The organism is Microcoleus sp. LEGE 07076 (assembly GCF_015207455.1).
Taxonomy (GTDB): Bacteria; Cyanobacteriota; Cyanobacteriia; order Cyanobacteriales; family Microcoleaceae; genus Microcoleus.
On record NZ_JADEWV010000037.1, the window covers coordinates 17,605 to 42,050 of the forward strand.

24 protein-coding genes are annotated in these 24,446 nt (G+C 45.2%); 12 read left to right on the forward strand and 12 right to left on the reverse strand.

Annotation, left to right across the window (positions count from 1 at the left end; translation table 11 throughout):
• Positions 1-196: 196 nt before the first annotated feature.
• Both IQ270_RS08855 and IQ270_RS08860 read right to left on the reverse strand, forming a co-directional pair.
• Positions 197-1,900, reverse strand: a complete 1,704-nt coding sequence (locus IQ270_RS08855; protein ID WP_193972851.1) for a lipoxygenase family protein — start codon at positions 1,898-1,900, stop codon at positions 197-199.
• 493 nt (positions 1,901-2,393) lie between these two features.
• Entirely contained in the window at positions 2,394-3,530 is a 1,137-nt protein-coding gene (locus IQ270_RS08860) for a cyclopropane-fatty-acyl-phospholipid synthase family protein (protein ID WP_193972852.1), read from the reverse strand.
• 497 nt (positions 3,531-4,027) lie between these two features.
• Between IQ270_RS08860 and IQ270_RS08865 the strand changes: the two genes are divergently transcribed.
• From IQ270_RS08865 to IQ270_RS08875, 3 genes are all read left to right on the forward strand, one after another.
• Entirely contained in the window at positions 4,028-5,065 is a 1,038-nt protein-coding gene (locus tag IQ270_RS08865) for an adenylate/guanylate cyclase domain-containing protein (RefSeq protein ID WP_193972853.1), read from the forward strand.
• Positions 5,066-5,167: 102 nt separating this feature from the next.
• On the forward strand, positions 5,168-5,548 hold the full coding sequence (locus tag IQ270_RS08870) for a papain fold toxin domain-containing protein (RefSeq protein WP_193972854.1): 381 nt from the start codon (positions 5,168-5,170) through the stop codon (positions 5,546-5,548).
• 44 nt (positions 5,549-5,592) lie between these two features.
• Positions 5,593-5,961 (forward strand): hypothetical protein, encoded by a 369-nt coding sequence (locus IQ270_RS08875; RefSeq protein WP_193972855.1) that lies wholly within the window; start codon positions 5,593-5,595, stop codon positions 5,959-5,961.
• Between the two features lie 126 nt (positions 5,962-6,087).
• Here the strand turns inward: IQ270_RS08875 and fabG are convergent, their stop codons facing one another.
• Positions 6,088-6,852, reverse strand: coding sequence for a 3-oxoacyl-[acyl-carrier-protein] reductase (gene fabG, locus IQ270_RS08880; protein WP_193972856.1), 765 nt, complete (start codon positions 6,850-6,852; stop codon positions 6,088-6,090).
• 73 nt (positions 6,853-6,925) lie between these two features.
• Here fabG and trxA point away from each other — a divergent pair, with 73 nt between their 5' ends.
• Positions 6,926-7,243 (forward strand): thioredoxin, encoded by a 318-nt coding sequence (gene trxA / locus IQ270_RS08885; RefSeq protein WP_193972857.1) that lies wholly within the window; start codon positions 6,926-6,928, stop codon positions 7,241-7,243.
• 261 nt (positions 7,244-7,504) lie between these two features.
• Here the strand turns inward: trxA and IQ270_RS08890 are convergent, their stop codons facing one another.
• A complete protein-coding gene (locus IQ270_RS08890; protein WP_193972858.1) occupies positions 7,505-8,395 on the reverse strand; it encodes a hypothetical protein in 891 nt (296 codons plus the stop codon).
• Positions 8,396-8,537: 142 nt separating this feature from the next.
• Between IQ270_RS08890 and IQ270_RS08895 the strand changes: the two genes are divergently transcribed.
• The 3 genes from IQ270_RS08895 (at position 8,538) to IQ270_RS08905 (ending at position 11,883) form a co-directional block, all read left to right on the forward strand.
• Positions 8,538-9,083, forward strand: coding sequence for a hypothetical protein (locus tag IQ270_RS08895; RefSeq protein ID WP_193972859.1), 546 nt, complete (start codon positions 8,538-8,540; stop codon positions 9,081-9,083).
• A gap of 167 nt (positions 9,084-9,250) precedes the next feature.
• Positions 9,251-9,817, forward strand: coding sequence for a hypothetical protein (locus IQ270_RS08900; protein WP_193972860.1), 567 nt, complete (start codon positions 9,251-9,253; stop codon positions 9,815-9,817).
• 83 nt (positions 9,818-9,900) lie between these two features.
• Complete coding sequence (locus IQ270_RS08905) at positions 9,901-11,883, forward strand: CHAT domain-containing protein (protein WP_193972861.1); 1,983 nt, start codon at positions 9,901-9,903, stop codon at positions 11,881-11,883.
• 403 nt (positions 11,884-12,286) lie between these two features.
• Here IQ270_RS08905 and prmA read toward each other — a convergent pair whose 3' ends face one another.
• Complete coding sequence (gene prmA / locus IQ270_RS08910; RefSeq protein WP_193972862.1) at positions 12,287-13,177, reverse strand: 50S ribosomal protein L11 methyltransferase; 891 nt, start codon at positions 13,175-13,177, stop codon at positions 12,287-12,289.
• A gap of 262 nt (positions 13,178-13,439) precedes the next feature.
• The gene (serA, locus tag IQ270_RS08915) at positions 13,440-15,023 is read right to left on the reverse strand and encodes a phosphoglycerate dehydrogenase (RefSeq protein WP_193972863.1); all 1,584 of its coding nucleotides are present in this window, start codon (positions 15,021-15,023) and stop codon (positions 13,440-13,442) included.
• 288 nt (positions 15,024-15,311) lie between these two features.
• On the opposite strand from serA, the gene IQ270_RS08920 reads away from it, so the two are divergent.
• The 4 genes from IQ270_RS08920 to IQ270_RS08935 all read left to right on the forward strand — a co-directional run bounded on the left by IQ270_RS08920 (position 15,312) and on the right by IQ270_RS08935 (position 18,235).
• Positions 15,312-15,818, forward strand: coding sequence for a hypothetical protein (locus IQ270_RS08920; protein WP_193972864.1), 507 nt, complete (start codon positions 15,312-15,314; stop codon positions 15,816-15,818).
• Positions 15,819-15,888: 70 nt separating this feature from the next.
• Positions 15,889-16,476 (forward strand): Uma2 family endonuclease, encoded by a 588-nt coding sequence (locus IQ270_RS08925; RefSeq protein WP_193972865.1) that lies wholly within the window; start codon positions 15,889-15,891, stop codon positions 16,474-16,476.
• 13 nt (positions 16,477-16,489) lie between these two features.
• Positions 16,490-17,275: a photosystem II S4 domain protein gene (locus IQ270_RS08930; RefSeq protein ID WP_193972866.1), complete on the forward strand. Its 786-nt coding sequence runs from the start codon at positions 16,490-16,492 to the stop codon at positions 17,273-17,275.
• A 318-nt stretch (positions 17,276-17,593) separates the two neighbouring features.
• Positions 17,594-18,235, forward strand: coding sequence for a peptidase M15 (locus IQ270_RS08935; RefSeq protein ID WP_193972867.1), 642 nt, complete (start codon positions 17,594-17,596; stop codon positions 18,233-18,235).
• Positions 18,236-18,547: 312 nt separating this feature from the next.
• Here the strand turns inward: IQ270_RS08935 and IQ270_RS30830 are convergent, their stop codons facing one another.
• The 3 genes from IQ270_RS30830 to IQ270_RS08950 all read right to left on the reverse strand — a co-directional run bounded on the left by IQ270_RS30830 (position 18,548) and on the right by IQ270_RS08950 (position 20,922).
• Complete coding sequence (locus IQ270_RS30830; RefSeq protein ID WP_228056190.1) at positions 18,548-18,754, reverse strand: type II toxin-antitoxin system PemK/MazF family toxin; 207 nt, start codon at positions 18,752-18,754, stop codon at positions 18,548-18,550.
• Positions 18,744-19,085, reverse strand: a complete 342-nt coding sequence (locus IQ270_RS08945) for a DUF2281 domain-containing protein (protein ID WP_193972868.1) — start codon at positions 19,083-19,085, stop codon at positions 18,744-18,746. The genes IQ270_RS30830 and IQ270_RS08945 overlap by 11 nt, the downstream gene beginning before the upstream one ends.
• 148 nt (positions 19,086-19,233) lie before the next feature.
• On the reverse strand, positions 19,234-20,922 hold the full coding sequence (locus tag IQ270_RS08950; protein ID WP_193972869.1) for a DNA repair helicase XPB: 1,689 nt from the start codon (positions 20,920-20,922) through the stop codon (positions 19,234-19,236).
• A 65-nt stretch (positions 20,923-20,987) separates the two neighbouring features.
• On the opposite strand from IQ270_RS08950, the gene IQ270_RS30835 reads away from it, so the two are divergent.
• Positions 20,988-21,179 (forward strand): hypothetical protein, encoded by a 192-nt coding sequence (locus tag IQ270_RS30835; protein WP_228056191.1) that lies wholly within the window; start codon positions 20,988-20,990, stop codon positions 21,177-21,179.
• Positions 21,180-21,332: 153 nt separating this feature from the next.
• On the opposite strand, the gene IQ270_RS08955 is transcribed toward IQ270_RS30835, so the two are convergent.
• The 3 genes from IQ270_RS08955 to IQ270_RS08965 form a co-directional block, all read right to left on the reverse strand.
• Complete coding sequence (locus IQ270_RS08955) at positions 21,333-23,213, reverse strand: hypothetical protein (RefSeq protein WP_193972870.1); 1,881 nt, start codon at positions 23,211-23,213, stop codon at positions 21,333-21,335.
• Positions 23,214-23,455: 242 nt separating this feature from the next.
• The gene (locus IQ270_RS08960) at positions 23,456-23,740 is read right to left on the reverse strand and encodes a peptidase (protein WP_193972871.1); all 285 of its coding nucleotides are present in this window, start codon (positions 23,738-23,740) and stop codon (positions 23,456-23,458) included.
• A gap of 115 nt (positions 23,741-23,855) precedes the next feature.
• Positions 23,856-24,290 (reverse strand): DUF4363 domain-containing protein, encoded by a 435-nt coding sequence (locus IQ270_RS08965; protein WP_193972872.1) that lies wholly within the window; start codon positions 24,288-24,290, stop codon positions 23,856-23,858.
• Positions 24,291-24,446: the final 156 nt, after the last annotated feature.

Here is a 24,446-nt window from a genome sequence, read left to right on the forward strand (position 1 = left end):
AGGATTTCGGCCCTGTTTCAGATCAAATCCTGTCTTCATCGGAATAGTAAATTCGAGTTCACTGTTGACGGTTGACTGTTGAGTGTTCACCGTCAACCGTCAACAGTCAACATCATAAGGACTGTAACCGGAAATGATATCAAAAAGAGTAAAATTTATTGTGGGGCGTGCGTCCCGCCCGCCCCAAAAATAGAACTTAGATGCTAATGCTATTGATCACCAAAGAAGGCTTGAGAGAAAAGTAAGGGATTACTCGTTTTTGATTGTTGGCATCAATTTTTTGTTCAGCGATATTCAAATTTTGCTGGAACTGTCTCACTAAAAATTGGATTGGCGTTGCCGCAAAAACTTCGTCGAAGCTCATGTGGTAGAGTTCTCGGAAAGATTTATCGTAATAACCCAAACGATCGTATCGATAAGCTGCCAAAATAAACATAATTTTCAGTTGGTCAGCCGCTCGCTTGTACGGAGGAAGCAAACGTAAAATGTCCTTTGGCGTAATCACTTCGAGAGTCCCAGAAGCGGTAATTTTGGGAATGTCCCGGTAGGCAGCCAAGGGCATATTGGCAGCAAAAGCCATGTATTCGTACTGGGGAAAATTGACGGCTGAATGCTGCGGGCCGCAGGTAAAAATTACAGTTGTGACAATTGCAATTAATTGTTCAACTGTGTCAATTTTGCTGGGCATTCCTTTGACTTTACCGCCTGTCTCAGAGGCTAATTCTTGAGCCCAGGTTTGCAGTTCCACATCTTGAACGATCGCCTCATCCGTCGGATAAAAGTATTTGAGATAGCCCGATGCAAAGGTTTCGATCGCATCCCAAAGCAGCAACCCATCATCTCGGTAAGGATAGTGAGGCAGTTGATTTGGATCGTCCATTCCCCGATTTTTCAGTTCGGCGGGCAAGGCAAATCGATCGAGACTCCACGTACTGCACGCCTCTCTAGACAGTTCCATTGTCTCCGCCAAGGTGCCGCCTAGCAATTCATCGACGGGCCCGCCGGGAGCGATCAAAGAAGAACGCGCCAGCTCGTTGTTGATCAACATAAACCGAAAGTGCGGTTTCAGCAGCAGGCTGAGCGGGTGATTTTGAGCTAACTGTCGGGCGGTGACGATCGCAATTGGTTCCATAACCAGATGAGTTCGACCTAAATGCGAGCTCATTTCGTGGTGATTGGCATCTGCCACTTGCACGCAGAGTTTCGCAAACAGCCAATCGACAGGAGGATCTAATGGAGTGTAGACATGGCTGCCAGGGTTCGGATCTAGTTGGATAGCAATAGGTGTCATTTCACCGAGATCGCGGACTCCCGTCCACCGCCAAGCGAAAAAAGCCAGCGGTTTCGGCAAGTATTTTCTGCCTTTTTCGTAGGTTCCACCTCCCACGAGAGCAGGCGCGCGATAGTGTTCGTCAGTACCCGTGTAATCGGCAATGTAAATGTTGTTTTTCTGCAACTCTCGGCGCAAATCGAATAACGGGTGCAAATTAGAAATATCCGCCAGTATTTGTGTCCGAGGATCGCTCGCATCTAAGAGGCGAAGCACCATCGGATTTGCTCCAGACAGGCGCTGTTCTGCAAAAGAGCGATCGGTTTGGTAAATTTTGGCAACAGCAGGTAGCGGCAGCCGAGTAAAAAAGTCTTCATAGTCTTGGAGTTCGTCGAGAGGATCGAAAAAAGTTCTCGAATCGGCTGCCAGCATATTTGCTGGAAGTTCCGATGTTGCTAATATCCGCTCTCCAATATACTTGCTCGAAAAGTTCTCGACTGCTGGCACATTTTTCAATAATGCCAAAGGTGATAAACTCTCATAGTCAAACTGATAAGCTTTTTGCTGGCGATGCAAGTAATCTTTGCGCTTTTCTTGGTTCGGATCGTCTTGAGGAAGGAAAGGTTTCATCTTGTTTGCCTACTGTCTAAAATCAGCTTTTTTTGGGGAGTAAAATATCATAGATAATCACTACCAATAAAGGATGGAATTAAAAAAGTATTGTCCGCCTATGTTCAGGTTTGATATCAACCTTATTCGCCGAGCAATAATTCTATTCAGGACGTTTTTAAATTTAGAGAAATTTCTCAAAAAAATGCAACAGTTCTCGATCGCCCTAAGTCCACATAGGGCGATTTCATTCTTCTGAAACCCGCCAGAGACTTAAGTCCCTGGCTGATAGCACAAGTCGTCTCAAGACGACTGAAAGAGTAAAAGTATTTCGATCGCTCCAGGACGCATTCCGCACCTTACCACTATAGGTAGTGTAAAAATAGAAGGAATGCAGCGTAAGTCCTGTAATTGATAGTCCTGTTTAGAGGACTTGAGCTTTGAGACAGGGACTTAAGTCCCTGTCGGACTGGGGCGAGTGACAGAGTGAATCAGACATAGCTAATCTCAGCGATCAGGAACGAACCATTAAATATTGGCCGTTGCCGTTATATTCGCCGTCACAACTAGCGAAATTAGCCACAAACCAAATCAAATAAAACCGCCAGATTCGCCGAAATTTAGCATAGTCGATGTCGCCGTAGTCTAAATCTTTGACTGTCGCCTGAGAATCGTCAAAATTTTTCAGCCAGTTAGCAAAGGTTGTGGAGTAATTGTATCCGTTGAGATACCATCTTTGAATGGTTTTGAGGTCTTTGTTGTAGCTGGGAACGGCATCGTATTTCCAGTAACGACCGTGGGGAAAAATGTATTTGTGGGTGAAAACGCTGGATATGTTGTTGGGAGTGCGGACGGTGATGATGTGAATGAAAACTTTGCCGTTATCCTTGAGAAAAGATGCCAGCTTTTGGAAAGCCTTGGTTAAATTACCGACATGACAAAAAACTCCGATAGACAAAATCTTATCAAATTTTGTCTCGAATTTTGCATCGTTCAAATCGCCTTCAAACAGAGTAAATCGACCGGAAGTAAGGTAGCTTTCGGTGTCTTGCATCTTCTGACGCATATACTCGCATTGGTGGTGGCTGAGGTTAATTCCGGTAAACTTGACATTGGGGAATTTGGCAAGAATGTAGTTTGGAACGCAGCCCCAACCGCAGCCAAAGTCTAAAATATTGTCGCCATCTTGAATGTCTAGCTTCTCAATGACATCATCAATCATTTGCATCTGGGATTGTTCGAGGTTGGTGGCTCCTTTTTCCCACAGTCCCATGCTGTATTTGGGATAGATGAGTTTCGAGTCACCTAACATGGGATTCAGCATTGCTTGAGGCAAGTCGTACTGAATTTTCATTAAATCGCGCGGCCCTTCAGCGGTACGATCTGTTTCTGTTAGTACCCATTCGTAGGGTGCGAGGAGGGAGGGAAAATACTTAAAAAAGACAGGCATACAGGTATCAAAAAGCGATCGCAAGACAGCATCTGGTACTTCTAATCCGTTGATGTAAGACTCTGCTACTGCCATTTGTACGGCGTTTACCGTACTGACTGCGAGGCGGGTTGCTCGGTAGGCGATCGGACTTTTGGTATGGATATTTCCGATCAGCGGGATGTGATGTTCGATGTTTTGTAGGGCAGTTGATGAACTCATGTTTATATTGGTTTTAAAGATGCTGCTATTCTATCTCAATAAAATCAAGTTTTTTTCCGGCAAAAAAGCCCAAACTCTTGCTAAGTCAGCCTTACACCATACAAGCCTGCCATATCATTAAGATATATAACTAAATCATCAGATTAGAAAACGAATTTATGAGGCTTTCAGCTTCTTTGAAACTATTAAAAATAATGTCGTTTTTTAAATAAAAGTAACGCTCCACAAGAGAACACCCAAAACCCGACTTTTTTAAGAAGTCGAGACTCTAAGGCGATTGGGTGAATTACTGAATTCTTTAATCTAAAATCGATTTTATCTTCCAATTCGATCGTCAGTTTGGTGGTTAATCTCGGAAAACGAGAGAAAATCCTGATACAGTTAGGGAATCAGGGTATATAGAAAAGAGTTTGAGAAACCGGGTTTACGATCGCACTCGTTGATTGCAATAACAGATGTCCGCGAGATTTCTCGCTAATTAGCTAGACGCGCCCCCTATGCCGCACATTCACTATCTGCCGGACGATCGCACGATCGAGGTAGACGATGACGATATAATTCTGGAAGCTTCGCTGGGTGCCGGCATTCCCCACACCCACATCTGTGGCGGTAGCGCCCGATGTTCGACTTGTCGCGTCTTGATTGTCGAAGGTTTGGAATTTTGCTCTCCCCGCACCTGGCCAGAAGAGGAATTAGCTAAAAAATTGCGCTTAGAACCGGAAATTAGGCTGGCTTGTCAGACACAGATTGCTGGCGGGAAGGTGATTTTGCGGAGATTGGCGATCGATTCTGAAGACTTGGAAACATTTAACGAGCAAATGGCGGGAAATTCCGCTATCAATACTCTCAGCAAAGAGAAGAAAATTGCAATTTTGTTTTCCGATATTCGAGGGTTTACACCTTTTGCAGAATCGCTGCTACCCTACGATGTAATTTATGTTTTGAACCGCTATTTTCAGAAAATGGGTTGTGTTATCAACCGCAACGGAGGGATGATCAATAATTATATGGGAGACGGTTTCATGGCGCTGTTTGGGTTGGAAAACTCAGACAAAGCAGCGGAACAAGCAGTGAGGGCTGGAGTCCAGATGCTGGAGGAATTAGAGAAACTCAATCCCTATTTTGAGACTTTATACCGTCACCGATTGCGGATTGGAATTGGGATTCACTGCGGTTTGGCAGTTGTGGGGAATTTGGGCGCGTCGAACAGTCAGAAAGTGACGGCGATCGGAGATGCGGTGAATTTGGCCAGCCGGATTGAGGCTGCTAACAAGCAAGTGGGAACGAGTTTGTTGATTTCCCAGGAGACTTATCAGGAAGTCAAGGAATTGGCGATCGTCAATCAATGCGTATCAGTTAAAATTCCGGGAAAGAGCGGCGAATATCCGCTTTATGAAGTAGTCGGAATGCCGCCGCCCGTGGAAATAGAAGATTTATCTGAGGTAAGAAAAGTTTCAATCTGGCAAAATTTTGTAAATAAGTTACGGGCTTTGTCTGCTGCGGTGTACAATTGGATTAGGAAAATTTGGAGTTAAAAGTCACGCACTACTTTTTCTCCTCATTAGGACTAAAGCAAGTCATGGTTTTCCTCCTGAAAGAAAGGTGTTATACTCAATCTGTCTGCTTGTCATAAAATCATGAATAACGAGCAACTTGATGAACTCAAGCAGATTGGTAGAAAATATAGAAACTTTCAATGTATTTCCTGTTCTCAAGCCATCCAAAGTTACTTGACTAAACAGGAAATTAAGGGTAAGATAATAAGAATTAGCACAGTCCCCGACAGGCTGCCATTTTCAATTATTACCAATCCAGTAGGGAGCGATCGCCAAATCTCCACAAATGGTTTTCATCAAGGTGTGCTTGTCGAGATGCCCACAGAATTAGGAACACTTGAAACAGTGTTCGATAACCTATATCCTAATGGAATCCCTAAAGATGATTGGCTCAAGAGTTTTGGCGGGCCTCTTGTAGAAGATTTTAATGGAGAGTTTGTAGTGACACAAACAGAGTTTTAATAGACACAGACATTTTTTGATAATTTATTCAACGGATAGTCTATATGGATAATCTCTCCGATATTCTCAACAAAATCAAGAATAAACCTTCAGTGTATTTGGGCAAACCGTCAATTAGTTGTCTTCAGGCTTTTTTGTCTGGATATAATGTGGCACAGTACCAGCTTGGCGTACCTCTAAAACAGGAAAATCCTCTAGATGGATTTCAAGATTGGATACAGAAAAAATTTAATATTGACTCATCTCAATCATGGGCGAATATAATTCTATTCTTTTCTCAAGATGAGAGAGATGCGCTCGATATTTTTTTTCAGCTATTTGAAGAATTTTGTCAAAGTAAGGTGCAAAATGCACGCTCTACAACTGCAACTAACTCTTTAACTGGTTCCCAGGCAATCAATATCGCTAATTAAACTGCTCAAACAATTGCAAATGAAACTCTGAATCTAACTTCACAATTCAACCGCAGATATCCGCTTTCATCGTGGCACAGGCCGGAAAGCCTGTGCAATATCTGCGGTTAAAAAAGATCCCCAAATCTAAGCCATCACCATTCCCCCATCCACATTAAAAACCTGCCCCGTAATATAAGCCGCCGCCGCATCCGCCGCCAAAAACTTCACCATGCCCGCAACTTCCTCAACTTCCCCGTATCTCCCCAGCGGAATGTACTTCAAAATCTCATCAGACTTGACATCCTTAGTCATATCTGTAGTGATAAAACCCGGTGCAACCGCATTCACAGTTATGCCGCGACTCGCCAACTCCTTAGCCACAGTTTTAGTAAATCCAATTACCCCAGCCTTCGCCGCACTGTAATTAGCTTGTCCGGGATTGCCCATTTGTCCGGCCACCGAAGCAATATTAATAATGCGGCCGCTGCGCTGTTTCAGCATGATTTTACTCGCAGCTTTCGCGCACAAAAACACGCCAGTTAAATTCAAATCAATCACAGCTTGCCAATCTTCCAGCTTCATCCGCAGCAGCAAAGTATCGCGGGTGATGCCAGCATTGTTCACCAAAATGTCAATCCGCCCCCATTTTTCCATGACATTATTGATGAGTGCATCTACTTGGTCAGTTTTGGAGACATCTGCTGCAAGGGCGATAGCTTCTGGGCCAGCAACGTCTATTTCTGCGACAACCTCATCAGCAGCAGCGCTGGAACTGGCATAGTTGACGGCGACTTTAGCGCCCTCTGCGGCTAGGGCTAAAGCAACGGCGCGGCCGATTCCCCGCGATGCACCGGTGACGAGTGCAACTTGACCCCGCAATCTCTGATATGTCTCTGGCAATAATTCCATAATTGTATCCTCGCAATCTACCAGAGAATTTTGCACTAAAATCGAGCCAGAACCAAAAAAATTATTTTGTCTTATGGCAGTTCAAAAACAGTTCAGCAGTTTTGAGGAGTTACTATCGGGCTCCGATTTGCCCGTGTTGGTAGATTTTTACGCTACTTGGTGCGGGCCTTGTCAGATGATGGTGCCGATTTTGGAGCAAGTCAGCGGTCAGACGAAGGAGAAGCTGATGGTGGTCAAAATCGATACGGATAAGTACGAACAGTTGGCGTCGCAGCATCACATTTATGCTTTGCCGACTTTGGTGCTGTTCAAAAATGGCGCTGAGGTCGATCGCATTGAGGGAGTGATGCAAGCGGCGCAGTTGATCGATCGACTGCAACCTTTCTTGTAGCTTTGTAGTGAGGACTTTAGTCCGATCCGAAAGGACTAAAGTCCTGACTACAAACGAGGGAGTTAGGTTCGCACTCAGGACTTTAATCCTCTTTTGGAAGGACTGAAGTCCTGACCACATACGTTCGTTCTTATAGGACTGACGCATCTACCAAAGAAACCGGGTTTTTTACCGAATCTGGTGGTTGCAACCAAATATTATCGCCAAAAAACCCGGTTTCTGACTACTCGTGCGTCCAGGACTGTTTTTCTCACTGGTGAATTATTTAGGAGGTTGAGAAGGTTCAGGACTTATAATTAACAATTGATCGCCGGATTGACTTTGTTGAATGGCAATCACTGGCGGGCGAGCTTTAGGGTTTGTTTGCTGTTCTGTTGTTAAAGCCGGAAACAGATAAATCCAGTTTCCTCTCTCCAAAAGCAACCGCCAAATTCTAGGTTCTTTGGGGTTATTGATATCAGTATAATCTGTGCTGCTCAACTTTACAAATAGACCCACATCGCCGATCGCCTTAAATCCTTTGGGGGCTAATCGGAGTGTTGGATCGTCGAGTTTTCTGCCTAAAGCAATGTTGTCTTGTTTGGCGATTAAGGCAACGGCGGGTAAAGACGAATTTTCCCCGGCATCGCGTCGGGCATCGGCAATACCTTGGTGGTAAGCTGACCAGAATAAAACTAGCAATACCCAACCGACGATGATAATTTCGTCAACGAGCGATCGCAATAATTTGAGCGAGTTAAATCTATTGATATTAAATCGCTGCCAAGAGTTCAGGATGCGGTAAATCCACCCGAATCTTCTGCCGTAAGGATAGGAAACCGACCGTGTAATTATGCTATTGATTTGAGCAGCAACTGTCTTGTTGATACTGTTAACTAGCCACAAAGTGAGGTAAATTGCGAGGGATGTCAGCAAAAGGGCGATCGCACTTTTGACAATTGTCCAGCCATCACCTAAAAACACCTGAAGCGGTACTATGAAAAACGATTCGACTGGTAAATCGAGGGTAATTACATTTAGCTGAAAGCTGGAAAAATAAGACCAGCGATAAATCCAGCCGGTGAAGAACAAAGCGGCACCGAGTAAGCCAACAACACTGGCAAAGTTGCCTAAAATATTCGATTCGGGAGTAGATTGGCCAGAAGCAGTCACGGAATCACCTTCAAGGGATGTGGAGTACAATTTTATGACATTAGCAGGGGTAACGCTTATCCTTGAAGGGGGGGTTTAGGGGACGACGAAACGCACAACACTTTCTTTTCTAGTTGTAGCACTTTTTACAGTAACAGCGGGTATGGCTGCACAAGTTAATGCGGCCAGTCAGGAAGTCCAGAAACAGAATTTGCCATCGGTACAAGCACAGGCTAACGCTAGTCAGCCGATACCCGTAGCGTTGCCGACGCAAGCGGAAATTGTGATGAAAGGGGGGGACAAAAGAGACGGTAAAGTTGTGCAGATTGACGAGAAAGCGCAAAAATTATTGATACAAGGATCGGGAAAACCGGTATCGCTTCCTTTGGGTCAAATTGAGAAAATAGTGTTTTCCAAAAGTGCGGTGGTTTATCTGAATAATGGGATGCCAAAGGTGCGGGGCGATGGCACTCCAGCGAAAGGCCGTCCAGAGACTTGGCGCGGTATTCCTATAAACGCTTTTCGCTTGCTAGACCCGAATAAAGGTCAAGCGGATGTGAAGCTAGAGTCTGTTTTTTCTCTTGACAAGTTGGACAGTATCAGGTCAGTTATGGTTGGAGATGGGAAAAATAAACGGCAATTTGTTGTCGATGAAATGCAGTTTGACGTGCAGAAAAAGACGATGACAATTGCAGCGACTCCCTATTGAGTCCGTCGCGGGGCCAGAAACCGGGTTTTTTACGAAAATATTTCGTTGTACCGCGCAGATTCGGTAAAAAACCCGGTTTCTTTAGTCGGAGTGCATAAGCCCTGTCTATTTCAATGAAGCTCCTAATGCTACAATAGGTAAAAGTTCGTTAAGAGGGAGATATAATTATGCAAATCAAAGGGATAAAACGGGGTAATATTATCGAAATTTCCGAAAATCCGAACATTCCTGACGGTTCAGAAGTTCTGCTTGAAGTCGGGGAAGTTTCGCTAAACTCTGAGGAGAAGCTGGCAAAGATGAAAGAGTTTTTGGCAAATTTGTCAGATGAAGACAGAGAGGAATGGCGAAAAATTGGAGAATTCCTAGAAAGTGAGCGTGCAATTAATAGACAATTATCAGTGCAGTCTCATAAAACACAGGGCCGTTCCCCGCTGTTTGGGAGCGATCGAGGACTAATTACAACTTCTGAAGACTTTGATGAACCGCTGGAGTTATTGCCATCACCGTTAGTCGATCGCTTGCTTGAAAAAGCTAAAGAATTGACTAAAGTATCTGCTGAGTTAACTGAAATTATTGCTAAGATTGAGAAAGAACGCCAGATTGAGCAACCTCAAAATTTTTGGGAAGCAATCCAAAAGTTTCGTCAAGAAAACAATCTAGAAGAAGCAGGAATTGAGGCAGAAGTTTTTGAGGGACTCAGGGATTCATCACCGGGGCGCGAGGTTATTTTGTGAGTATGCGATTTTTATTAGATACTAACGTACTTTCAGAGTTTGATGTCTATTCTATTAATCGAATTTGGTGAATTATAAAAAAGATGAAACGATTTATTAGCAGTGTTTTGGTTTTGGGTGTGTGTCTGACTCCTCTGACTGTGCCGGTGATAGTACAACCGAGTTGGGCGCAAAGCCAAAATTTACAGGTTGAAGAATTACCGAGACTTATAGAGCAAGCAACCCAACAGCAACAACAAGGACAACACCGACAAGCGATAGAGATATTTCAACAGGCTTTTGGAATTGCCGAAGAACTGAGACACGGAACCCATGCAATTACTATACTTTTGGGAATGGGTAGTAGTTATCTAGACCTGGGTCAGTCTCAGCAAGCTTCGGATTACTATAATCAGGCTCTTTCGATAGCAAGACAAATCAAAGATCGCTCTGGAGAAGCTACTACTTTGAGTAATATTGGTTTAGTCTACGACAAAATCTCCCAACCGCAATCAGCATTGAAATACTATAACCAAGCTTTACCAATTAGCCGGGAAGTGGGCGATCGCGCAAGCGTTGCTACTACTTTGAGTAATATCGGTTCTGTCTACCAAGATACTAATAAACCCACTGATGCTATCGACAATTGGGAGAAATCCGTCCAAATTACCTTAGAAATGCGGAGTGGTTTACAGCTAGAAAATCGCCAAAAGTTTTTAGAAGCTAAAGAAACAACAGCGATCGCCCTTACCTCCCTACTTATCGACCAAAACCAACCCGATCGCGCTTTCCAATGGATCAACATCGCCACCACAGCAGACCTCGCCGACTACACCCGCTTAATTAACGCCAAGGTAGCCAACCCCCAAGCACAAAAAGCCATTGACGAATGGAATCAAAAAAATCAACAACTCCAATTCCTCCGCCGCCAACTCGAAGACAAATTCTCCGAAAATCTCTCCCGACAAATGCGGGAATTAGAAACAGAAGTCAACCGCAAAGCTGAAGAAATCTCCCGCCAATTCCCAGAAGTCGCCGAACTCTTTGAAACCACACCCAAAGACATCGCCCAACTGAAAGCAAGTATCGCACCAGATACCGTTGTCATTCAACCTGTCTTGCTGACACATATCAAAAATGTCCCCAATACGATCGCCCTATTTGTCTTGACAAAAGACAGTTTAAGTGTTAAAAGAATTGCGATCGACCCCGCAGAATTCGACAAACTCCTCACCGAACACCGCGAACAAATATCAAGCGAACTCACTTCAGATTACAGAGAAACGGGCGGCAAACTATACGACATCCTAATTCGCCCGGTAGAAGACCAAATACAGGCATTATCTCCCAAACAATTGAGCATCATCGCCACAGGAAAATTGCGTTACATTCCCTTTGAAACCCTTTGGGACACGAAAAATCGCAAATTCCTGATCCAGAAATATCCCGTCAACTATCTCACCCGCATTTCCACAAGGACAATTCCCAATTCAACTTTACAAGGCGGTGTCTTAGCATTAGGAAATCCCATCCCCCGCGATCCGCAAAATTTAGCTGGTACAGAAGAAGAAGTTAGAAATATCGCTCAATTATTCCCCGGAAGTTCCGCCTATATCGGCAATGCCGCCACCCTCGACCAATTCAAAACTCAAGCACCCCGCTTTCCGTTTTTGCACCTAGCAACTCACGGCTGTTTCCAACAGGGAGGCTGTCCCAAATTGGGCATGGAGGAAAATACACTGCTGTTTGCTGACAGCCAATTCAATATTCGCGATGCGGCGTTATTAGGATTGCAAAACACCAGACTCCTCACCTTAAGCGCGTGTCAAACTGCTATGCAAGCGAATTCTAACGGTGAAGAAATATCGGGAGTTGCCTATGTATTTGAGCGGGCGGGCGCACAAGCTGTGATGGCGAGTTTGTGGAGTGTTGATGATTCAGCTACTAAAGATTTGATGGTTGAATTTTATCAAAATATCAATAAGGGGATGAGTAAAAATGAAGCATTGCGGCAAGCTAAGTTGAGTCAAATTGGTCGCCATCCGTTTTATTGGTCGCCGTTTATTTTAATTGGCGATGCGCGGTAGTTCGTGATCGCATGATATCAATTCCGTTAGCATCGTCCTGTATTCATTTCTCTCTGATCTCTCTGTGTTCTCTGTGTTCTAGTAAGGTTAAATCATTCCGATGCAACCGGAAACGATATGAGTCACTCGGCGGTTGAAACCGCGTCTACACAAACGATGTCGGCCTGCGCCGACTGATTCGTAAAGGGATGCCAAACCCAGATTTGGTATTCTTGCCGAATTCGGGTTCGTTATGGCATGATTCACTCGGCTGTTTATACTTTGATAGTAGCAGCGCTTCTACAGACAGAATGCTGTCCTAAAACTTGTAAGCTGCGTCAGTTGGTGGCGATTCGATACGCATCCAAAATCATCGAATCTGACGCACCCTACTACTAATATATGTATCGAAAATCTCAGAACACTAACTGCGCCGAATGTTAAAACAACACCAATCTTGGCGCTTCCACAGAGTAGCCACAATCCAGCCGTGCTGTTCGAGAGTGTCGGCAATTGGCTTAGCTTGGTCGAGCAAAATGCCGCTGAGAACTCCCCAGGTACTGGGTTTGCTAATCGCGGTGAACTGCGGGATTAAATCGATGATTACTTCTGCTAAAATGTTGCACATCAAACCGTCGATCGGCTCGTCGATCATTTCTTTGAGCCGATCGACCGTTCCGAGTTCTGCGATTAACTGTTGCCGGTTAACGCGGTTGAGCTGTCGGTTGCTAATGGTCGATCGCACCGCCAAAGGATCGGTATCCAAAGCATAAACTTTTGTAGCGCCCAACAACACCGCCCCGATCGACAAAATACCCGATCCGCAGCCAATATCGGCAATGATAGACTCTTTGTCATCAAAACCGAGACGCATTTCCAAAGATTCCAAACACAGTTGAGTCGTAGCGTGAGCACCTGTACCGAAGGCCACACCGGGATCTAAACGCAAGATTACCCGATCGGTATCAGTCGGTGGCGGCAGCCATGCGGGATTAATTAAAAAGCGATCGCCCACTTCTTGAGGCTGCCAGTGCTGCTTCCAAGTGCTGCCCCAATCTTCCTCTTCAATCAAATCCCACTGCATCGCAGGTACGGGCAAACCTGCACACAGAGCATCTTGTCGTAGCCACAGAGACAGAGCGGCCAAGTCCAGCAATTGAGCCTGTTCTTCGGGCAAATAAGCCGACATCAGGCAGGAATTGCTTTTGATCTCAGTGGCTGAGCCCCGACATTTAAATTGTTCCAGACGCCAAAAGATGATATCTTCCAGCCCCGGATCGCAAAGAATTCTAATTTCCCACCAGCTATGTGCCATAACAATTTTAGATTTTAGATTAAGGATTTTAGATTTGCCCGTCAGGAAATGGAGACTGGGAACTAGAAAGTGAAGAATCTGGATTGAGTAATAGAAAAATTCCCGCTTTCTGGCCAATTAACAATGACTAATTACCCATTACCAATTATCAGTCCTTGTATCCAAAATCTAAAATCCTTAATCCTTTAAATATTTACCGCCTAACGATTTTAGATTAAGGATTAAGGATTTGCATAACCTAAAATCCTTAATCCTTAATCCTTTAAAGATTTACGGTGTAAGCATCCCTAATTCCCGGAACTTTTAGAATCTCGGCCAATATGCCCTCTGGTAGAGGGTCATCCAGGCTCAAAACCATCACCGCATCGCCTCGCACGATTTTACGGCCCACTTGCATACTGGCAATATTGACATTAAAACTGCCCAGTTGGGAACCAATTTTGCCAATAATCCCCGGCATATCGCGGTGCAGGGTAAACAGCATATGGTGAGTCGGGGAAACGTTGACTGGGAAATCGTCAACGCTGGTAATCCGAATTTCGCTTTCGCCGAGCACTGCACCTGTGACGGTGTGTTCGCCGAGGGTTCCTTTCGCCATCAGGTGCAGGGAGCCGGTGTAGTCGCGAATTGACGCGTCTCTGGTTTCGACTACCCGGATTCCGCGTTCTTTGGCTTCTATGCTGGCGTTGACATAGTTAACGCGCTCTCGCAGGGCTTGGGAGAGCAGGCCTTTGAGGGCGGCGACAACTACGGGCTGGCTTTGGTTGTTGGCGAGTTCGCCTTGGAGTTGGACGTTGAGGTAATCGACTCGGCCTCCGGCTAGCTGGCTGACGAGGTTGCCTAGGGTTTCGGCTAGTTGCAGGTACGGTTTGAGTTTTTCGATCGAATCTGGGTAAATTCCCGGTATGTTAACAGCCGATCGCGCCGGCAGCCCCAACAACACATCGCGAATTTGTTCAGCAACATCGATCGCCACATTCACCTGAGCTTCCGCCGTGGAAGCTCCCAAGTGAGGTGTCAGCACGATTTTTTGGCCCACACTCCGCAGAGGCGAATCGGCTTCTAGCGGTTCGTGTTCGTAAACGTCCAAAGCTGCACCCGCAATCTTGCCTGATTCGATCGCTTCTGCTAGGGCTGCTTCGTCGATGATGCCACCTCTGGCGCAATTAATGATCCTGGCCGTGGGCTTCATCTTCGACAGCACGTCAGCGTTAATTAAGTGCAGGGTTTCCGGGGTTTTGGGGATGTGCAGGGTGATGTAGTCGGACTCGCGCATCAGCAAATCTAGTTCCACCAAGCGGCAGCCCAACTGCTCCGCTCTTTCGGTGGAGATGAATGGATCGTATGCTAGCAGTTTCATGCCCATTGCTTTGGCGGCGGCGGCGAGGTGGGAGCCGATTTTGCCCAAACCGACAATACCGAGGGTTTTTTTGTAAACTTCTACGCCGACAAAGCGATTGCGTTCCCATTTACCGCTTTTGACCGAGGCGTTGGCTTCTGGAATGTGCCGGGACATCGAGAGCATCATGGCGATCGCGTGTTCGGCTGCGGCGATCGTGTTGCCTTCGGGGGAGTTAACGACTACAATTCCTTTGCGGGTAGCGGCGGGTACATCCACATTATCTACGCCGACTCCGGCTCTACCGATAATTTTGAGTAGATTGCCCGCTTCAATGATTTCTTTGGTAACTTGGGTGCCAGAACGGATCATTAAAGCGTCGTAATCTGGAATAATTTTTACCAGCTCTTCGGCAGAGAGTCCTGTGTTTACGTCAACTTGCGCGACTTGGGAGAGGATGTCAATTCCGGCTTGGTCGATCGGATCGGATACTAGAACTTTAGGCATAGCAAGCAGTGGAGTGCAATAGTAAAAATAGGCCGAGCGTTGGCGAGCTCAAAGTTGAGACTTATGACTTAGAGCCGTATCTAACAGCTCAGCTCAAGCTTGCCTTTGTGCAGTTTGAATTGTATCTGTATTCGGTCAAGGTCGGTCGTTTTTGCGGTAAATATTTTAGGTTTGTGGGCGGTGGGACTCGGCAGGCCTCTGAAAAACGCCCAATTGCTTAGCTAGCAAGTCTTTTCAGGCTATAATAAATTCCGGGTATCCGAACCTAACTATCAGGAATTGTTGTCAATGAATTATCTTATCGCCGTACTGCCCGATCGAATGCAAGCCGAAGCTGCCTACTGCGCCCTCGAAAAAGAAGGCTTGCCCATGAAGCAAGTCAGCATTTTGGGCCGCGGCTACAAAACTGCGGATGAATTTGGCTTGATCGACCCCAACCAGCAAGCGAAGAAACAAGCTAAACTCATGGCTATTTGGCTGATACCCTTTGGCTTTGTGGCAGGCTGCACTTTCAGCTTGATTACTGAGTTGAAAACTTTTGCCTGGGCGGGCGAAATTGGCGATCACCTCATCGGTGGAGTGCTCGGTGCGATTGCTGGTGCAATGGGCAGCGTGTTTGTCGGCGGTGCCGGCGGCATGGCTTTTGGTAGCGGCGATGCTTTGCCCTACCGCAACCGTTTGAATGAGGGCAAATTTTTGATTGCAGTCAAGGGTACTGATGATTTAACCGGGAAAGCTGCGAATATTTTGCAGCAGTTTAAACCAGAAAATATTCAAGGTTATACAGAGACATAGTTAGTTGTTGACTGTCAACTGTTGACGGTTAACTGTTGACGGTTAACTCGTGTAATATTTTGAGGCAGTTATGGAATCACAAACGATCGCCCTACATTCTCCCCTAGAATTAACGCTCGAATTAACTGACGAGCAGTTTTTTCAGTTGTGTCTTGACAACCGGGATTTAAGATTTGAGCGCACTGCAACGGGAGAATTAATTATTATGCCACCTACGGGTAGTGAAACGGGTAGACGGAATTCAGACCTAAACTTTCAACTTAAAGCTTGGAGTCGTCACAACAATTTAGGAGTTGTTTTTGACTCTTCAACTGGATTTAAACTGCCCGACGGTAGAGATATTTCTCCTGATGCTGCTGGGGTGCAGCGCGATAGATGGGATGCTTTAAATGCGGAACAAAAAGAGAAATTTGCGCCGATTTGTCCCGATTTTGTGGTGGAATGGCGATCGACCACCGATTCCCTAGAAAAATTGCGGGCTAAAATGAAAGTGTACGTGAAAAATAAAGCGAGTTTGGGGTGTTTGCTCGATCGCAAAAATAGAAAAGTAGAAATCTCCCGTCAAGATTCAGATGTGGAAATTTTAGACTCGCCGACAACTCTGTCAGGTGAAGATGTACTGCCAGCTTTTGTTTTGGATTTAACTGATATTTTGTAGGTTAATATTAATTATGGCGAATTTACAAAGAGAAGAACTGTTAAAAGGCATTGAAAACCGCGAATGTGTGGCGCGGGCACTCGACCAAGCCGAACAAGCAATTAAAACTTGGGAAGTTACTCTGACTGATTTTTTGTCGCCGCCGGAGTTGGCGGACACTCTGACGGTATTTAAGCGCTTAACTGATGTGGAATTAGTTGCTTGGGGTGGCTACCCGCAAGCGGAAAGACAAAGAATTGCGATCGCCCGCTCCGAAATCCCGATCGACCCTGAAGCGGTTAACATTGCTGCGGTAGAAATCGCTGGCAATTTCCTGTTCGATACAGCTTCTCACCGCGACTTTTTGGGGGCGATGTTAGGTACGGGAATTGTCCGCGAAAAAACAGGCGACGTAATTGTGCTGGGAGAACGCGGGGCCCAGGCGATTGTGATGCCTGAAATGGTAGAGTATTTGGAGATGAGTTTGCAGCAAGTGCGATCGGTTCCAGTAAAAACTCAGCGCATTGAGTTGAGCGAACTCAAAATTAGAGAACCGAAAAAGAAAGAAATGACAACCGTTGAAGCATCAATGAGATTGGATGCTGTTGCTTCGGCCGGATTTGCCATGTCCCGCAGCAAAATGGTTGAATTTATTGACAGAGGCGACGTGCGAGTTAATTGGAAAGATATCACTCAAGCTAGTTATAATGTCAAGTCGGGAGATTTAATCGCCGTTAGCGGTAAGGGAAGATTGGAAATTGGGGAAGTTATGATTACTAAAAAAGAACGCTATCGAGTGCAGTTAACTCGATATTTGTAATTCGGAAATTTGGAATTGGGTAAATATAGCAATCCTCGCATCATTTTCAATAACTGGTTAAGAGGCTAAGAGCCTAGGAATCGATGTCACTTTTGAAGAGCCTCCTGCGAAAAGGTCGGCAGAGCCTCGCCTATCTGCGTTACCAGGCAGAGCCTGGTAACGAGTAGAACAATTTTTTTAGAATTTATCATGTATTGTACCGCAGATGTGGTACAATTATAAGTTGGCTGGCTTCGCTTTGGGCTGAAACAATGCTTCTAAATTATCTGTCAGTGTTTAACATTAAGCTATTCACCTCTAATTGCTGGAGTTCAGTCTATGAGAAAGCCACAAACTGTTAAAGCTTTGGAAGACCTAGGACGGGTTCAACTCTCTAAGAGTTTTTTCATGCGTGAGTTTCTTTATTCAGAAATCTCTCAAATTGAAGATATCCCTAACATTCCTAGCGATACTGAGTTGGCGATCGCAGCAGGAAAGAATTTGTGTGAGAGGGTGCTTGAACCAATTCAAGATGCGCTTGGTCGGATTAGTATCCGCTCAGCCTATCGTTCTTGTGCGGTGAACGCCAAAGGAGCAGAGAATAAAAATCAGTACAACTGTGCCAGTAATGAGGCCAACTATGCAGAACATATCTGGGACGTAAAGGATTCAGATGGGTATATGGGAGCAACAGTATGTATTGTTGTTACATCATTCATCCCTTACTATGAACGCACTCAAGATTGGACAGCATTGGCATGGTGGATACATGATCACATTGATGCTTATGCAGGAATGACCTTTTACCCAAAGTATGCAGCGTTCAACATTAGGTGGAGCGAGAAACCTAATGTTTCAAAAGTAATTAATAGCTACGTAGAAAACCCGCACACTGGTAAGAGAGGGTGTCTGACAAAGGAGGGGATGGATAATTTCTCAGGTTCGCACGAGCAGTTTTACCAAGAGTTTATCGATCGCTGACTAACCATCATTCTTGAACCTCAATGCTCTAATTGTAACCCTGCTGCGAATCTCTCCATCGATCGCCCTTTTCCCATATCCTAGAAAAACACAGCTATTCAAATCATAAAAAACATAAAATTAGTATCGTAATCGAGTAAGATGTAGGATAAAATAGCTAGTCATGATATATCAATTTGTGCAAACAATTAAGCAGGCTACTAATTCTTCTATAACTGCTGCCGACACTTGGCTGAGACATTTAAAAAATCGCTCACTACCTACACTTCTAATTTGCAAAATATTACCTGCTGAGTCTGTATCTAACCCGTTTTATTCTGTTCGCTGGATGGGAATCATGAAGGGTCGATTTTGAAATTTTGGCTGCCATTTTGCCACAGGAATGATAATCCTCATTGGAATAGAACTTAACATTTCAGAACTTATGATAACAGCCGGACGAGTTTTTTGAATTTCTTGGCCTCGGGTTGGATCTAGTTGTACTAGCCAAATCTCTCCTCGTTTGGAGTTAGCAGTCATATTCAGTCTCCCAGTCTTCGCTGTCGAGTACAGAAAATTCAGTTAATTCAGGATCGGTCAAAAAATCTTGGGCTGTGACAGCCATATATGGTGCTAGTATTTTATGGCGTTCCGCGATCGGCAATTTAGCAATTTCTGTGAAAGATAGCTTGAGTGGTGGCGGTTGTGTTAGCAAACTGCTGTACTCATCACTTTCTTTTGATAAATCTTGTGTCTGGTGCAATTTGTGTACTAGAAATTGCGCGAAATCGAGCACTTCCTGCTGTTTATCTGTCGAAAGCATCCGCAGATTATCTAATAATATTTTTTCGATATCGAGTGTTTGTGTCATTGATTTTTACCTGCACATCGAGCGTGTTTTTGTAGGGTGCGTACTCCACACTTTACCTGTTCTATTATATCAAATTTGCACTGTCAGCAGCCGATCGCCCTTTTCGATCGATCTGAGATTTTGCAAAAGGTCTATCATGCAAAGCCAACTAACCATCACCTTGAACCTCAATAGTATAACTGTAGCCCTGTTCAGTCAGAAACAGTTGGCGGTGTCGCGCAAAATCCTCCTCGCAAGTTTGTAGCGAAACTAATGTATAAAAACTCGCAGTATGTCCATCAGATTTCGGGCGGAGAATTCGTCCGAGGCGCTGCGCTTCTTCTTGGCGAGAACCATACTTTCCCGATACTTGAATCAACACATCGGCATCGGGTAAATCGACGGCAAAATTGCCTACGCGAGATAGAATTAATCCGGGAATCTGTTTGTGACGGAATGCTTCGTACAGCCGATCGCGCTCAACCTGTTTTGTCTTCCCCGTAATCAGCGGCAAATCGGTAACTCGGGCGATCGCATCCAACTGTTCCAGAAACTCACCAATAATTAAAATACGGTGTCCCGCCTCCTTTTGCAACAAACTTTGCACCACATCCAACTTACCCGGATTTTCCGCAGCAATCCGAAACTGACTGCGGCGGGGCGCGAGGGCATATTCCATTTTCTCCGCCTCATTTTGGGCGACGCGGATTTCGGTACAATTAGCAGTAGCAATAAATCCTTGTCCTTCCAATTCCCGCCAAGGTACGTCATAGCGCTTCGGGCCAATTAGCGTAAAAACATCGCCTTCCTTCCCGTCTTCGCGAATCAATGTCGCAGTTAAACCTAACCTGCGCCGCGCTTGTAAGTCGGCCGTAATCCGAAATATCGGTGCGGGTAATAGATGAACTTCATCATAAATAATCAGTCCCCAGGATTGGGCGTTAAATAACTCGAAATGCGGGAATTCATCATCTTTAGTCGATCGATAACTGAGCATTTGGTAAGTCGAGAGAGTTACAGAAGCCGTTTTTTTGCTGTTGCTGCTGTACTCGGCGATCGCATCTTCAGTTAAACTCGTCTTGTCCAATATTTCCCTGCGCCACTGGTGCACCGAAGTCAAACTGCTGGTGAGAATCAATGTTTTTTGCTGCACCAAACTCATCGCAATCATCCCCACAATCGTCTTACCAGCGCCGCAGGGTAGGACGATCGTCCCACTACCGCCTCTAACCTCTCCTCCTTGATAGAATGCTTCTACTGCTTCCTTTTGATAGGCGCGCAAATTAAAGGGTAAGTCGCCTCCTAAAGTACGATCGCGCAACGCAATTGCTAACTCGGCACCTTCGACATATCCAGCCAAATCTTCCGCCGGATAACCTACTACTAGCAAAGCTTGTTTGAGTACACCGCGATTCCCCGCATCAACTTGAAAGCAAAGATCCGAGATCCGCTTACCTAACAGCGGTTTTATGCGATCGTCCCGCACTAGCAACTCCGTCAGCGGGCGATCGACAATCCGCAGTTGTAAATCGGGATTTTCCGCATCAATCCTTTCAATTACCGTCAATCCGTAGCGCGTACCGAGTAGTTCAATTTCTTGGGCTACCGACTCAGGAATCGGATACTTGGCATACTTTCGCAAAGCCTGAATCATGTATTCAACTAACATTCCCGTCGCCCGCGCATTCCATACGCTCAGAGGCGTGATGCGATAGGTATGGATGTGTTCGGGACTTTTGATTAATTCGGCAAAAGGGGCGATCGCTTCTCGTGCTTGTTGTGCTGTCGGGGCATGAACTTCTAGTAAAATTGAGCGATCGCTCTGCACGATTAAAGCATTTTCAGCAACATAACTCATAATTAACAGTTGACAGTTGACAGTTGGCAGTTGGCAGTTGACAGTTGATAGTTGACAGTTGACAGTTGATAGTTGATAGAAAGCCCTTCGACTTCGCTCAGGGTAAAAAGAGGCAAGAGGGAAGAAGGAAGAAGGAAGGAAGAGAAATGTTTGGTTTATTTGTTCCAGTCTATGTCAAAGGTGCGTCGCGATCGAGATTGTATATCTTTTTTAGGGATTTATCGCCAGCGACGCACCCTACAAATACTGGCGATTAGGGTTTTCCCCCCTAGCCCCCGCAACGATTTGGGGGGGGGGACAGGATGCTTCTCAAAGTCCCCCTTTTTAAGGGGGATTTAGGGGGATCTGGCCTCGGCTATAAACGAAAGATACAAAAGTCGCCATTGTTGAGACTAATACTATCAGGCGTATTATTTATCAGTCTGCGGCAACACATAACCCATTTGTCGCAGGGCGGTGCGAAATTTCGTTTCCTGGCCCAATGGAACTGCTAAAGTGCGATCGCCCGCCAACTGACAGAATTTTTTAGTACGAGAATCATTGGCAATCAGCAACGCTAAATGGGCGTTAGTACATTCGATCAATTTTACAGTACCTAAATCTTGCAAACTATTCGATCTTTCTCTAACATCTGTCAGAAATTGCTGCACGGTTTGCGGTAGCGGTTCCACACTCCTTGCCTCTAAAAACTCCGCAAACTCTGCTAGCGAATATCCGCTTTCAATAGCTACAAACAACTTTAGCCGATCGAGCCGCCACACGAGATCCGAGACTTTTTTAGTGTAGAGATCGAGGACGATCGCATCAGATGCGGCGAAGGCTTCTGTTGCCACAACAATTTCTTGATTCGGCAGTACCCGCAGCGTTTGACGGATCTCAATTGCTGGCGGAGTATACTTATCCGTCAAACCCAAACAGTAAGCCCCCAAAGTCGTCAGACGGAAAGAAATTAAACCATCGTAGCGACTGAGGAATTCCAGATCGTCGGTTCCCCAAAGATCGTCAAAATCGCTCGGTACGAGGGACGGCTCGACATAAGCAACATCAATAATTCCCAAAGTAGCAGCATATTCAAACAACACGCAGCGCATATATCGTTCTTCCAGAATATGCCAAGTGTAAGAAGTCAAATCTGATAAACTCCCATACCCCAATTCACCAATATACAGATAGTAGGGTTCCTCCGTCACGTTAAATTGGTGACCAGTTGCTACTAGATAAGTGCTGAATTCATTAAACAGAATCCACTTACCCACAGGACATTCTGCCAGCACGCAGGCGATCGCATCTCTCCGCCACGTCACATCCGTCATGCCGCGCGCGCCCCTGCCAGTTTGTCCTTTGATCGGATCAATGCGGCGAAATTCATCAAAAGTCTTTGTCTGCAACCAGCGCTTCCATGCTGTTTGTAAAGCTTTTGCAGGTGGTTCTTGCAAGGCTTTCTGTCCCGCTTTTGTCAAAACCAGCTTTTTGCCCGATCGTTCCGCGAACTTGCTTGCTTGAGCGATCTGTGCCCAAGCAAAAGCCTTAATGTTACCGACTTCAGAGAATACTTCATCATCATATTCCCTGCCTAAGCTCAGGGTAGCTTGGCGCTGTTCCTCGTTATAAAAATCACCGCCTTGCAACACAGCGGCGATCGCTTTTACACTTGCAGCAGCAGGCAATGCAGTTTGATCGCTGACAGAAACTTTGCCCGACTGAATCAGACGCAAAACCGCTGCCAAATCCTTTACCGCTGCCACTTCCATTTCAGCAGCAGTCACAGGAAGTTCCCATTTTTCTATTTCTGTTTTACCTGTACTGTAATTGTATTTTTCTACTTGGAGTTCAATAGTTTTTGGTAGCGTGTCCCCAATCTGACTCAAGCTGGTTTTTTGGGGTTTTGGCACAAACTTCAGCAATTCTTCCCCCAAGTCGTAGGGCATCGTGCTGCCGTAGATAAATAAGCACAGTAGCGATGGTTCTCGGTTGTATCCATAGCGATCGATCGTTCCCCAGTTGGGATATTGTCCGTATTTCGCCCTAAATATTTCGGCATAATAGTGATCGTCCGATCCGTGTACAACTTCAGCTACCGCCGCTTTTTGGAGGTCATCTAACTGCATCCAAACTTGCTTGAGTTTCTGTCCATGCAATTGCTCTTTAATCGCAGCAACCAAGTCAGCTTTGCGGCTTAATTTACGCGTCTCCGGCAACAGTGCATTCAGCTTTTTTAAATTGTCAACAATTATCCCTTCGAGTGCCTGTTTGAGCGTAATGATATTATCAGTAGTTTGGTAACGCGGCATAATTTTTAGCAATGCGCCCGCTTCAAAATTGTTTTAGCAACCCAACTATAACAACTTTACGCGATGCCTCACTTGAACTTTTATTACAAAATCCAGAAATCTAGTTAAACAGTTACGGTACGATGAACCGGAACCGTACATAGGTTATTTATTTTGATTTTTAAGCTCATATTTGCATCCCTAAAATTACCGGGCTCAATAGTCGTCATCAAGTCCTTCGTCAGTTTCTGACATCTTTGCTTTCAATCGTTGGAATTTTGCTGCTTTCTTCTGCCGAACAAACCCGACATACTTAAACCTGTCACCAGCAAGCCGAGCATTCCCAAGCCGTTTAAAATCGGGTAAATTGCTTGCAGGTGAAAGATTTCACCAGTATGAACTTTTAACATAAATCTCGATGAAATTCCCAGATTTAGCGGCCACTCCCGACCAATCGTTGCAGCCATTCCCGTCAACACAGTTAGGGTTAGGGGTAAAGCAACAATAATGCCTATCATGCGGTGGTACTTGCGAAAAGCTTTCTTCATAGTGGTTGAAAATTTTGGAATATTCAGGTTATATAAAGAAATTGTTGAGTGCTTGTTTATAAGTAATTGCGCCGATCGCAAAATTAGAAACAAGCACTCAATTTAGCAATCTATCTTACATTTTGGGAATGCTATTAACCGTCGTTTCTAGCGAGTCCAACTGAGCCAGCACTTTGTCTTTGCTTGACTGACCTTTTTTGAGACCGTCTGTTACTTTTTCGGCGCTATCTTCAACTGCTTCGTAGCTTTTAGGAGCTTTGGCTTTGATGCCGTCTTCTACTTTTTTCCAGGCATTCTCAAATTTGTCAAATTCGGTTTTTGCTTTGACGAAATCACCAGTTTGAACCGCTGCTTTGGTACTGGACACGACAGCACTCAATTCTGCATAGTTTCCTTGGGGTGCTGCTTTCTCAGTTTTTACAACAGCAGTAGCAGCAGGAACTGGGGTGGGTGAAGTTTGGGGAGTGGAAGCTTCCTTAGCGCTGTCGCAACCAGCCAAAGCTAGAAGGGTGACTGCACTCAGGACAAGGATTTGATTGAAACTAGCCATACAAACTCCTAAAAAAATTAATACTACAATCTATTTTGTCACAAAACTAGCAGATCGATCGCTCAACTGTGCTGCTAAGGAATGAGAATTAAATAACTTACCATTTTTATTATTCTTGTGGGATGGGCTCTATAGCCCGTCCTGGACGGGCTATAG